This window comes from Arthrobacter sp. AK01 (genome assembly GCF_021109375.1).
GTDB lineage: Bacteria > Actinomycetota > Actinomycetes > Actinomycetales > Micrococcaceae > Arthrobacter.
This window is the reverse complement of sequence record NZ_JAJOHP010000107.1, coordinates 1-11,942: the sequence shown is the minus strand read 5'-3', so window position 1 is coordinate 11,942 and position 11,942 is coordinate 1. Positions and strand designations below refer to the sequence as shown.

Annotated in this window: 10 protein-coding genes and 1 pseudogene; 4 read left to right on the top strand and 7 right to left on the bottom strand. The window is 64.5% G+C overall.

Features of this window, described 5'->3' with window-relative positions; genetic code table 11:
* Positions 1–169: 169 nt before the first annotated feature.
* Positions 170–748, top strand: coding sequence for an adenylate kinase (locus LN996_RS22355; RefSeq protein ID WP_231343275.1), 579 nt, complete (start codon positions 170–172; stop codon positions 746–748).
* Between the two features lie 216 nt (positions 749–964).
* Here the strand turns inward: LN996_RS22355 and LN996_RS22350 are convergent.
* The 3 genes and pseudogenes from LN996_RS22350 to LN996_RS22340 form a co-directional block, all read right to left on the bottom strand.
* Positions 965–1,516 (bottom strand): annotated as a pseudogene (locus LN996_RS22350) (flavin reductase family protein); the annotation flags it as partial.
* A gap of 2 nt (positions 1,517–1,518) precedes the next feature.
* Positions 1,519–2,565, bottom strand: a complete 1,047-nt coding sequence (locus tag LN996_RS22345; RefSeq protein ID WP_231343274.1) for a methionine synthase — start codon at positions 2,563–2,565, stop codon at positions 1,519–1,521.
* Positions 2,566–2,585: 20 nt separating this feature from the next.
* Entirely contained in the window at positions 2,586–3,578 is a 993-nt protein-coding gene (locus tag LN996_RS22340; RefSeq protein WP_231343273.1) for a DUF1852 domain-containing protein, read from the bottom strand.
* Positions 3,579–3,698: 120 nt separating this feature from the next.
* On the opposite strand from LN996_RS22340, the gene LN996_RS22335 reads away from it, so the two are divergent.
* Positions 3,699–4,640: a LysR family transcriptional regulator gene (locus LN996_RS22335; protein WP_231343272.1), complete on the top strand. Its 942-nt coding sequence runs from the start codon at positions 3,699–3,701 to the stop codon at positions 4,638–4,640.
* 45 nt (positions 4,641–4,685) lie between these two features.
* Here LN996_RS22335 and LN996_RS22330 read toward each other — a convergent pair whose 3' ends face one another.
* From LN996_RS22330 to LN996_RS22320, 3 genes are read right to left on the bottom strand one after another with little or no spacing between them, the layout of a single operon-like run.
* Complete coding sequence (locus tag LN996_RS22330) at positions 4,686–5,426, bottom strand: glycosyltransferase family 2 protein (protein WP_231343271.1); 741 nt, start codon at positions 5,424–5,426, stop codon at positions 4,686–4,688.
* The gene (locus tag LN996_RS22325) at positions 5,423–6,781 is read right to left on the bottom strand and encodes a bifunctional PIG-L family deacetylase/class I SAM-dependent methyltransferase (protein WP_231343270.1); all 1,359 of its coding nucleotides are present in this window, start codon (positions 6,779–6,781) and stop codon (positions 5,423–5,425) included. The genes LN996_RS22330 and LN996_RS22325 overlap by 4 nt, the downstream gene beginning before the upstream one ends.
* Positions 6,775–7,851, bottom strand: a complete 1,077-nt coding sequence (locus LN996_RS22320; RefSeq protein ID WP_231343269.1) for an acyl-CoA dehydrogenase family protein — start codon at positions 7,849–7,851, stop codon at positions 6,775–6,777. The genes LN996_RS22325 and LN996_RS22320 overlap by 7 nt, the downstream gene beginning before the upstream one ends.
* Positions 7,852–8,108: 257 nt before the next feature.
* Between LN996_RS22320 and LN996_RS22315 the strand changes: the two genes are divergently transcribed.
* Positions 8,109–10,406 (top strand): bifunctional SulP family inorganic anion transporter/carbonic anhydrase, encoded by a 2,298-nt coding sequence (locus LN996_RS22315; protein WP_231343268.1) that lies wholly within the window; start codon positions 8,109–8,111, stop codon positions 10,404–10,406.
* A 116-nt stretch (positions 10,407–10,522) separates the two neighbouring features.
* On the opposite strand, the gene LN996_RS22310 is transcribed toward LN996_RS22315, so the two are convergent.
* Positions 10,523–11,107, bottom strand: a complete 585-nt coding sequence (locus tag LN996_RS22310) for a hypothetical protein (protein WP_231343267.1) — start codon at positions 11,105–11,107, stop codon at positions 10,523–10,525.
* Between the two features lie 94 nt (positions 11,108–11,201).
* Here LN996_RS22310 and LN996_RS22305 point away from each other — a divergent pair, with 94 nt between their 5' ends.
* Positions 11,202–11,798 carry a DUF1992 domain-containing protein gene (locus tag LN996_RS22305; RefSeq protein ID WP_231343266.1) on the top strand — a complete coding sequence of 199 codons (597 nt, stop codon included), beginning with the start codon at positions 11,202–11,204 and terminating at the stop codon, positions 11,796–11,798.
* Positions 11,799–11,942: the final 144 nt, after the last annotated feature.

The following is an 11,942-nucleotide window of genomic DNA, read 5'->3' as shown; positions in this document are numbered from 1 at the left end:
GTTTCACCAGGCGGCGCGTGACCTTCGGGTCGTCGCGGGCGGGGGCCCCCCGCCCCCAAGCCGGGGCCCCCCGCTGGGGCGCCCCGGGCCCCCCCCCCCGGGGGGGGCCCCCCCCCGGCCGTCGGCGTATGGTTTAAGTCCCGGCTGCCTCTCGAAACGGACCAGTGTCATGGCGCGATTGATCATCATGGGCCCTCCGGGTTCCGGTAAAGGCACTCAGGCGGAACACATCGCCAGGCATTTTGGGATCCCCGCTATTTCCACAGGCGATCTTTTCCGCGCCCACGTCCGGGACAAAACGGATCTCGGCCTGGAGGCGGGCGAGTATATGGATCGGGGTGAGTTCGTACCGGACCACGTCACCACGGACATGCTCAAGCAGCGTATGGAAGAAGCCGATGCCGGCGACGGGTTTTTGCTGGACGGCTACCCGCGAACGGTGATTCAGATCGGAGCCCTGGACGAGATGCTGGCGGTTCGGGGGCAGCCCTTGGAAGTGGTCCTGGCGCTCACGGCCTCGGACAGCGAGCTGCTGGCCCGTATGCTCCGCCGTGCTCACGAGCAAGGCCGCAGCGATGACACCGAAGCCGTGATCCAGCGTCGGTTGGAGCTGTACCGGGACGAGACGCAGCCAGTCCTGACGGCTTATTCGAAGCGCGGGATTCTGTTGACCGTGGACGGATCCGGCGAGCGGGAAACCATTACGCAGGCCGCCATTGCCGCCGTCGAAGGGGCGCTGGCGGCTTAGCCGGTCGCAGCGTGGTGTTTCGCGGCCAATGTGCGGGGTTGGGAACCGAAGCGTCGCATGCGTGCAGAACAGGGTTGCATCCGGGCCCTTCAGGAAGTCGATGGACGCGCCAATGTTAACGAGGACGACGGCGGGGGGTTTGCACCCGCCCGCGGGGCCCCGTCGGGGTGGGGGATAGCATGGTTTGGGCCGCGCGCAGCCCCCAAGCGTGGGAATCTCGCCCAGACGGTGCCATGAACGGTTGTGGTAGACCAAGGCGTCGCCGGGTTCGCCCGCTTCGATGTCACGCATCACGCGGGACTCCAGGGCGTGAACGGCGATGATTGTGGAGGTCCCCACCTCCATGCGATTGATGACGGCGCAGCGCACCCAGGCACGGACGTCGTCATACACCGCTTCGCCGGTTTCAAGGGTCGACCAGCGGTGCGTCTGGTCAAAGCGGTCGGCGCCGGGGGTCGCTCCAAACTTCGCCAAGTCGACGTCGTGCGCGTCCAGCAGGTGCACGACGACGGTTTCGGCGCGTGAAAGCACCTCGGACGCTGAGGACAGTGCCGAGACCGAGAAAATCAGCAACGGAGGTTCCGCACTCACTGAAACCACCGACGATACCGTCAGAGCCACCGGTCCTTCGCCGGCATCCGCCGTGATGACGGCGACACCTCCCGGGTGGCCACGGAACAGTGCTTTGAAGTCGTCGGCCGAGAGGGACTGCGGGAAGGTTTTCTTCGGAGCCCCGAGCCAAGTGTCGGTGGGATAGGCATGAAACATCGTTAGGACACCTTGTGCGCGGAGCGCTCGAGTTCCTCGCGAACGATTCTCGTCCCTGCGCTGAGGGCACTCAGTTTGGCCAGTGCCACGTCCCGGGGGAACGGTGCCATGCCGCAGTTGGAGCTGGGGATGAGCTTGTCCGCATCGACGAACTGCAGGGCCTTGCGAAGGGTGTCAGCGACTTCCTCCGGGGTCTCGATGGTCTCGCTTGCGACGTCGATTGCCCCGAGCATGACTTTCTTGCCGCGGAGGAGCTCGATGAGGTCCATGGGCACGTGGGAGTTCTGGGATTCCAGCGAGATGATGTCGATGCTGGAGCTCTGCAGCAGCGGGAACGTTTCCTCGTACTGCCGCCACTGTGAGCCGAGCGTCGCCTTCCAGTCAGTGTTCGCCTTGATCCCGTAGCCGTAGCAGATATGCACGGCTGTCTCCACACGCAGCCCTTCTGCCGCTCTCTCAAGCGCAGCCACGCCCCAGTCCTTGACCTCATCGAGGAAGACATTGAACGCGGGCTCGTCGAACTGGATGATGTCCACACCGGCCGCTTCCAGTTCTTTCGCTTCCTGGTTCAGGATCGCAGCGAACTCCCAGGCCAGCTTCTCGCGGCTCTTGTAGTGGTCATCGTAGAGCGTGTCCACCATGGTCATTGGACCGGGAAGAGTCCATTTGATCGGCTTGTCTGTGGTTGCGCGGAGGAACTTCGCGTCTTCGACGAATACCGGCTGCTCGCGGCGCACCGCTCCGACGACGGTCGGCACGCTTGCGTCGTAGCGGTCGCGGATGCGCACGGTCTTGCGCTGTTCAAAGTCGACCCCGCTGAGATGCTCGATGAAGGTCGTGACGAAGTGCTGGCGGGTTTGCTCGCCGTCGCTGACGATGTCGATACCGCGTCGGTTCTGCTCGTGGATGGCAATGCGCAGCGCATCCTGCTTGCCCTCAATCAGCGTATCTCCGTCCAGCTTCCACGGGGACCACAGAGTCTCCGGCTGTGCGAGCCACGATGGTTTCGGCAGGCTTCCGACAACGGTGGTGGGCAAAAGTGTGTTCATGATTGACGATTCTCCGTGGGTCAGTTGACGAGAGCGGGGTATTTGGCGGTCCACTGGTCCAATAGATCCTTGTGGGGCGTGATGAAGTGTTCCTCCGTGTACTTCGCCTGAGTGATCGCGAGCTGACTGCGCTCGACGCGGTCGTAGGCGATCTGGGTCCGCGAGTAATCCTGCTCTCCCAGGCTCGGCTGATAGACGACGGCGGCGGCGGAGTTCGCGTTGTAGACCTCCGGGCGGTAGATCTTCTGGAACGTCTCCATGGTGCTGATCGTGCCGATGAGCTGGAGGTTGGAGTAGTCGTTGAGCAGGTCGCCGCGGAAATAGAAGGCGAGCGGCGCTACGCTGCCGCGTGGCATGAAGTAGCGGACCTGCAGCCCCATCTTTGCGAAGTACGCGTCCGTCAGCGAGAACTCGTCCTGCTGGTACTCGACGCCCAGGACTGGGTGACGGTTCTCTGTTCGCCGGTACGTCTTGCTCGTGGAGACGCTGATGCACACCACTGGCGGCTGCGGGAAGCGTTCCTGGCATGCCGGGGAATCGAGGAATTGCTGGAACAGTTTGCCGTGAAGATCGCCGAAGTCCCCGGGAACGGTGGGCTTGCCTGACTCCGCTGCTGCCGCTGGCAGCACGACGCTGAAGTCGAAGTCACGGACGTAGGAGGAGAAGTTGTTCCCCACGATCCCTTGGTGGCGGACCCCGTTCAGCTGGTCAACGATCTGGATGTCGAGAACCTCGAACAGCGGGAACTGCTGATCCGTACCTTCCGCAGTGAACTCAATCTGCACGGAAACGATCTCAAGCTCGAGGGTGTAACGGTCCCGGTCCGGGTTGTCCCAGCTTGCGAGATCGTTGAAGCGGCGCCGAATCATGGTCAAGGCGTTGCGGAGGTTCTCCTGGCGGTGCTCGCCCCTCGCCAGGTTGGCGAAATTCGTCGTGATCCGGGAGCCCTCCGACGGGGAGTAGTCCTCGTCGAAGCGGGTCGTGCTGATGCTGAAGGTGAAGTCGTCTGCCATGTGCTGCCAATCCGTTGATGGGCCGGAGACGGCCTTTCAGAAGGTGATGTATCCATGGTGCAGCCTTCCCGAAGGTATCGGGTAACTAGGCATTACTATGCATTCATATAGACTTTTCCTATGCCCCAGCTTTCGAGCGGACTGACCCTGCAGCAGCTCCGCTATTTTATTGAAGTTGCCGCTGAGGGGTCGATCTCCGCGGCTGCCGATCTTCTCTACGTTGCGCAGCCGACAATGTCCGCAGCGATGAAGGATCTTGAGGCCCGGGTGGGCCGTGCTCTCCTGGTCCGCTCCGCCCGCGGGGTAACCCTCACCGCCGACGGGGTAGAGTTCCTCGGCTACGCGAGGCAGGTCGTGGAGCAGTTCGCTCTCCTCGAGCAGCGCTACCTTGGCAGGCCACCGAGGCGACGCCTGCTCGGGGTGTCAACGCAGCACTACTCGTTCGCGGTGGACGCCTTCGTCCGGATGGTCAAGGCCTCTGATGTGGCCGAATACGAGTTCTCGCTGCGTGAGTCCCGCACCTGGGACATCATCGAGGATGTCCGGACGCTGCGCAGCGAGATCGGCATCCTCTACCGGAACGATTTCAACCGGAAGATCATCGACAAGCTGCTCCGGGAATCCGGGCTCGCGTTCACTCCGCTTTTCCTCGCCGATCCGCACATTTTCATTTCACGGAACAACCCGCTCGCCTTAAAAGAGCGTGCGACCCTCGATGATCTCGCCGGCTTGCCGCGGCTAACCTTCGATCAAGGTGCGAACAACTCTTTTTACTTCGCGGAGGAGATTCTCTCCACCATGTCCAGTAAGCAGGAGATCCGGGTCTCTGACCGTGCCACCATCTTCAACCTCATGATCGGGCTCCACGGCTACACGATCTCGACGGGCATCATCAGCGGGCAGCTCGACCCGGAGATCGTCGCCATCCCGCTCGACGTTGACGAACGCATCGAGATCGGCTGGATCGGGCACGCAGCGATTCCGCTCACCGACCAAGCGCAGCACTACCTCAGGGAATTGCGGGCCGTCGTCGCTGAGTTCGGCGTAGCGCTGCTCGACTGACCGCAGTTGAGCGGGCGGGTCATTACCCCTTCAGTGATTGGACGCTTAGCCCGTCGCAGCCGGAAGTTCCGCGCCCAAGGTGCGAAGGTAGGCCGCGAAACCCTCCGGCGCGCGGGCCTGCATCCGCCCGGAGGTCACCACCCGGGTAGTGTCCGTCGCGGTGACCACGAATCTTTGGCCGCGGAGCTGTTCCACAAGGACCCGGTCTTCGTGGGCCCGCACCTTCGGGAACCCGCCCGCCGCGAGATACGCCGAAGCCCTGATGCCCAGGTTGGCTCCATAGATGTGGGGGTGGTCCTCGCGGAACGGGTGTAGCTCCAGCCAGCGCCTCAGTACTGCCGGATCTACGTCGTCGGGGTCTGGTTCAACCGAGCCGAGGATGGCGTCGGCTCCTGCGTTGGCCAGCTCCACTTGCCGCACCAGCCAGTGTTCCGGGACCGCGGAGTCGGCATCGGTGGTCGCCAACCAGGTGGTCGCTGTTCCGTCTCCGGGCATGCGGTCCAAGGCGGCCCGGATGCCGGCGTCGCGGCTGGCACCGGTACTCCGCATTTTCACGTCCACGGCGCCGAAACGGGGGTCGGCGGAAACGTACGCTGCCGTAATGTCAGCGGAGCGGTCCGTGCAGCAGTCCAGGACCACGACGATGGAAACGCTGGTTCCCGGTCGCTCCCGCTGCAAGGCGTCCGCTGCTGTCTTGAGTGCCGCGAGGGCCTTGCCGATATGCCGGTCCTCGTTGTGGGCCGGGATCACCACAATGACGCTGGTAATGGTTTGAAGGTCCGTCATGGCGAAGTGTCCGGTGCTGTGAAGACTTCCAGCATGAAGTCCTTCTCCTGATAGAGCCCGTGGGTTGGCCAGCCGAGGTGGGTGCGGGCCATGGCATGCACCGACTCGGCGTCCAACTCCCAGCCGGAAATCGGATGCCGCCAATGGCACAGAAGCAGTGTTCCGCCGGGCGTGGTGGAGGCCTGGATCCGAGCCAGGAGTTCGGTGAGTTCTTCCGGTGACAAGTAGTAGCCGGTCTCGGACAGGACCACCAGATCAAACGAGCCCTCCGGCCACTCCTGGGGCATAACCAGGTGTTTGACCTCCGCGGAAGGGTACGTCGCCAGGCGCTCCGCTGCCTGGGCCAAGGCTGCGCTGCTGGCGTCCACTCCCAGGAATGTCCGGCAACGCCGGGCGAGTTCTTCGCTGAGGGTGCCGATGGAGCAGCCCAGTTCCAATCCGGACTCGTAGCTTTCGCGGGGCAAGGCAGCCAGGCTCAGTGCCCGTTTGCGGCGCTCGTACCAGCTGGTGGTGTAGCTCCAAGGGTCCTCTTCGCGGCGGTGGACCTCGTCGAAGATCCGCTCGGCGTCCGCGGCGCTGTTGGTGCCGGCATGGGAGGGGTGCCAGGCGAACGTTTCCCATGGCCGCTCGAAGTGCTCCAGGAACGTCCCGGAAAGCAGCGTCTCATCGCCCGGTCGCCCTGACAGCGGTTCCGTTTGCGAGGCGTGGGCGCGCATCGCTTTGGCCTTGGCTTGTTGTTCTTCCTGGCTCAGGGGCACGCGTACCCAACCATTCCAGGTGGTGTCCCCAGTTCCTGCCCACAACCAGTACCAAATGGGGTATTCCAGAAGTCCGTAGCCTTCTTGTGCGGCGAGGTCCGCGGCGACCTTGCCGAGGGTGTCGTGGTCTGTATGGCCGTCGGCGCGAAAGGGGGCCACGATGACCACGTTTTCGGGCTGTATCCCCGCGGTGGTCTCCCGAACTGCTGCTTCTATGCGGTCTGCGTTTGCTGCCAATTGCCCATCCGGGAGTTCCAGAAACCGCCAGGTCGCCCTGGGTGCCAGCCCGGACACCGCCGTGTCGAATTCAGTGAGCCTGACAGCGGCAAGCTGTTCCGGCGTCGTGGTTTGCGAGTCCGGATGCGATGCCTCGCCTGCGGTGCAGAGGACCAGTTCGATCGCGGCCCCGGCCGCGTGCAGTCTGGCCAGAAAGCCGCCGGCGCCGAGCGTTTCGTCGTCTGGATGCGCGGCCACCACCACGAAGGTCAGGGCCGCGAGTTCGGCTGTATCGAGCGGTAATTCGGGGAGGGCAGCAACCCCGGCCGCGGCCCATTGCTGCTCGGACGTACCAGTGTCTGCGTGCGAGAACGTCACCATGTCCGGTCTCCCTTGAGTGTCAGCCCGCCCAGCTGGGCGTCGTCGCGCATGGCGTGATGCTGCCGGATGTACAGGGACAGGTCCGCCATACGCTTGCCGTACGTTTCGTTGAACGCCAGCGGCGCGGGGCCGAGGTTTTGCGTCACCACTGTTTGGACACGCTCGACGGCGGCGGCTACCGTTCCGCGGATGCGAAGGGCTTCGCTCCAGGCGCTGGGGCCGTTCGTGTCAGCGCCGCTGTCCAGTTCGCCGGCGTCGATTCGCTCTGCCGCTTGGGCCAGGTACCCGGTGACGGACGTGATGATCCTGTCCACCTCACCCAAGGAGGCGAGGGCGATTTGGTCCGGTTCCCTGCCGTTGTCCGCGCCCTTCGCCAGCGCGGTCTTGAAATCCCGGGCAACGGCAACTGCTCCGCCAAGCCAGCACGCGGCAACGCCCATGCCGCCCCACGCGAAGCCGGGTCGCTTGAAGTACCAGTTCTCTCCGCCAACAGGGGTTGCGGGGACTTGGCCGAAGTGGACGGTGCCGCTGGGAATTTCCTGGAGGCCGCGGCTGGTCCACGGCGGTGTTTCGCAGGACACTCCGGGGTCTTTGAGGTGCACGGCGAAGGCGGCCCGGTTGTTGTCCTCGGTGTGCGCGGTGATCACGGCACCGTCCAGTTGGGCGGCGAGCGAGCACCACGGTTTGGATCCGTTGAGGACGTAATTCCCGGCGTCGTCGCGTTTTGCCTCGAGCTTCAGGCCGGGGCCTTCGGCGGCGAAGACTCCCCAGACGCCTTCCGGATGGTTGTGATTTCCGGCCTGCTCCAGAATCGCAACGGCGTCCAAGTGAGGCTCAAGCACCCGCCCGGCCGCCACGTCCACGCCTGTGACTGAGGCCAGGAGCTCCCAGAGCTTGGCGGTGTTTCCCTCGCCGGGCTTCGGGGCCGTCAGCCCGATTTCCTTGGCGATGGCAAGCAGTGCAGGGACATCGCCCACGGCTTCCCGCACCTTTTCCAGCATGGGCTCGAGCGCCTGCAGTTGAACGGGCTCGGAACTGATGCGTACGGACTGGCATTCGGTGTTGCTCATGATGCCAAGCCTAAACTAAGTAACCTTAGGTTATGCGTGCGGAAGGCAAATGAACGACGGCGGGAGGTTCCCGCCGTCGTCAGCCTGGCTCACGACCCGGAACGCCCCAACGCGCTCCACCCCCACGAAAGTTCCCGTGGGTCCCAACATGAAGCGCATCTTCACAGCTTTTGTCACGCTTGTCACATCTTGTTGTCATTAACGGTGACAAGTTCCGTAGCTTGGAAGGGTCAGCATTCCCAAGCTCAAGGATCACCATGCCGCAGCCCAACGATTCCGCTACCGTCCCCACTGACTCCCACAGCCCGCCGGGAAAGAACCCGGGCAATGTTGCAGCCAAGCCAAGCTTCCTCAGCAACCTCGGAGCGGACCTTCCCGCATCCCTCGTAGTCTTCCTCGTCGCACTCCCTCTTTCCCTGGGCATTGCCGCCGCCTCCGGAGCCCCCGTCATGGCCGGGCTCATCGCCGCAGCGGTCGGCGGCATCGTCGCAGGCAGCCTTGGTGGTTCCCCACTGCAGGTGAGCGGCCCCGCAGCCGGCCTGACCGTCGTCGTTGCCGGTCTCGTGGACGAATTCGGCTGGGCGGTGACATGCGCCATCACGGTCGGCGCCGGCGTCGTGCAGTTACTGATGGGTGTCAGCCGCATCGGCCGGGCCGCGCTGGCAGTGTCGCCCGTGGTGGTCAAGGCGATGCTCGCCGGCATCGGCATCACCATCATTCTGCAGCAACTCCACGTGCTGCTCGGCGGCCAAGCTGCTGGGTCCGCCGTCGAAAACCTAACGGCCCTGCCAGCGGCCATCACCAACGTGGAGCTGCACTCGGCGTTGCTGGGGCTTGCCGTTGTAGCCATCTTGATGGCCTGGAAGTACTTGCCGGCAGCGGTGCGAAAAGTGCCTGGCCCGCTGGCCGCCGTCGTCGCCGTCACTGCCCTGTCCGTGGCGGTGGCTCCAAACGTTGAGCGCATCAGTTTCAGCGGCTCCATCTTCGACGCCATCGCACTGCCAAGCCTGCCCGACGGCAACTGGCGCGCAGCGGGCATGGCCGTCATTACCGTGGCCCTGATCGCGAGCATCGAATCGCTCCTGTCAGCGGTCGCCGTCGACAAAATGCACGGCGGCTCGCGCACCAACCTCAACCGCGAACTGGTGGGCCAAGGCTCCGCCAACGTTGTCTCGGGCATGCTCGGTGGCCTCCCGGTGACCGGCGTGATCGTCCGCAGCGCCACCAATGTTGAAGCCGGGGCCGCGAGCCGCACCTCCGCCATCCTGCACGGCGTCTGGGTCCTCGTCTTCTCCGCCCTGTTCGCCGGGCTCATCCAACTCATTCCGCTGTCCGTGCTGGCCGGCCTCCTGCTGGTCATCGGCGCGAAGCTCATCAAGGTCGCCGACATCCGTACCAGCCTCCGCACCGGCGAGCTCCTGGTTTACAGCGTCACCTTGGTGTGCGTCGTGGTCCTCAACCTGCTCGAAGGCGTCATGATCGGCCTGGCCCTCGCCGCCCTGTGTGTGCTGTGGCGCGTTCTCCGGGCGCAGATCAATGCCCACGCGCCCGCCGGTTCGACCCTGCCGTGGCGCGTCACCATCGCCGGATCGTGCAGCTTCTTCGCCCTGCCCCGGCTCAACCGCGTCCTCCATTCCATACCCGAAGGCCAGGACGCCGTGGTGGAACTCAACGCCGACTACCTGGACCACGCCTTCCGCGAAGCGCTGGTGGCCTGGCAGAAGCAGCACCGCAACACCGGCGCCTCGGTGGTGCTGGAGGAACACGGAACCACCGCCTTCACCGATGCCGAGGACAACACTCCCCAGCGGCAGGATCCGCGTGAATTCCCGCTGCCGCCGCGCACGTCCTGGCTGCCTGCTGAGGCGGTCACCCCGGCAGGGGACGACGACGGCGGGCGGCTGCCGCTGCGGTCAGTCCTCCTGGGCATCGACAAGTACCACCGTCGCCACGCGGACAAGGTCAGGCCACTGGTTCAGGACCTCACCGAGGGACAGAACCCTGACACGCTGTTTGTTGCCTGCGTCGACTCACGGGTCAACCCCAACCTGATCACCAGCAGCGGACCGGGTGACCTCCTGACGCTCCGCAACATTGGCAACGTGGTGTGCAGCGACGGCCGGGATGCCTCCATTGATTCAACGCTGTCCTTCGCAGTCAAAGCGTTGTCCGTGGACTCGATCGTGATCTGCGGGCACTCCAATTGCGGTGCGATGAAAGCCGTCATTGCTGATGCTGAGGGTTCTGCACCTGCCCTGGGCGCGGGATTCGATTCCTGGCTGGAGCATGCGCGTCCCAGCTACTCGGCGTTGCTCGCCGGCCACCCTGTTGCCCGCGCTGCCGACGCCGACGGCTACAGCCGGCTCGACCAACTGAGCATGGTGAACATTGCTCTGCAGCTCCGCAAATTGGAGGAGCACCCTGTCACCGGCCCTGCCCTTGCCTCCGGTCACGTGCAGGCCACGGGGTTGTTCTATGACATCTGCACCGCCCGGGTGGTGCTGGTGACGCCTGAGGGAATCGAGCAGCTGGATCCGAGCATGGCTGCCCGTTAGACCCTGTGGTTGCGGTGCGCCACCACCAACTTTGAGCTATGGACAGGCCCCGACACGCCACTCTGACGGCGCGTCGGGGCTGGTTCGCCTTCAAAGTGGGTGGTGGCGGTACGGGCTCAGGCGCCGGCGTCCGGTAGGCCCTTAACAAACTCCTCGATCTTCGCGAACACGTTTGCTTGGGCCGCCTGCGAAGCCCGCCAGTTATTCGGGATCTGGAGGGAATGGTCTGCGCCCGGGATTTCCACGAACGTCCCCGTAGTTTCCGACTTTCGACCACCATCCCAGAGTTTGTCCTCGGATCCGCCGATGAAAAGGTCGGCCTTGTCCGTGTGGCTGATTGTCTGCCGGACGGTCGTGTCTGTCAGCAGCGGCGTGAGCCAGACACCTGCCGTCTGTGTTTCCTCGGCCCAAGGAATCGCCAAGGTCCCGAAGGACTTTGCAACCACCAACCGCTGGCTTGCTGCGGGGGCGGCGGCAAAAGCCTGCTCCGCCGCCCGCGCCACGAAAGCATGCGGGGCAACTCCGGGCTCGTCATCGGCAGTCCACCTGACCGCTTGGACATGCCAACCCAACGCCGCGAGCATTTCGCCAACCCAGAAAAGGACCGGGCCCTCAACCGGGTACCCCGATCCCGGCAGGAGCACGGCTACCTTGGTCTCTGTGGACTCGTTGGTGGCGTTGGACCATGTGAAGGACTCCATCGCCCTATGCTAACGGGCACCAACGTGCGGAATACTGTACCCAGATCCATGATGTCCGGCAGGCGAGGGCTGTCGGGCGAGGAGGTGGCTGAACGTGAATGCCGGGAACAACGCCTTCAGGCGAAAGCTTGAGCGTGGCGCGGAACTAAGGGCAGTGCGTGGATGGGGTGGCAGCGCCCAGGAGGACGCAGAGCTCGAAGCTGCGGATGCCGAGGAACGTGACAAGCGCCGGAAGGTGGACGACGCTGCCCGCGCTGAATACCTGATCCGCGACGCCATGCAGCAAGGCAAATTCGACAACCTCAAGTACGCGGGAAAACCCATCCCAGGGCTGGGGGAGCACTACGATCCCGACTGGTGGGTCAAAGGCCTCATCCAGCGCGAACGGCTCAGCGGCATCGGCCCTCCGGCCATTTTGCTGCGGATCGAGGACTCCGAACTCGACGCGAAGCTGGACCAGCAGTACACGGACAAACAGGTCCGGGACATTCTTGAGGATTTCAACAAACGCGTGATCGAGGCACGGCGGCAATTGCAGGGAGGCCCTCCGGTGATCACCAAGCTCCGCGATGTGGACGGTGAACTGGAACGTTGGCGTGAGCGCCGGGCAGCCGTGGCTCCTCTTGAGCCCGAACCCGCACCGGACACCAAGCGAACGTGGTGGCAGCGACTTTGGAACGGCTCCGGCTAACCCAGTTGGGTGGGGGCGCACAACAGCAGCCGCCCGGGGGGGGGGCGGGGCCCCCGCGGGGGGGGGGGTTTTTTTGGTGGGGGGTGGGGCGGGGGGGGGGGGTGGGGGGGGGGGGGGGGGTTTTGGCCCCCGCGCGGGGGGGGC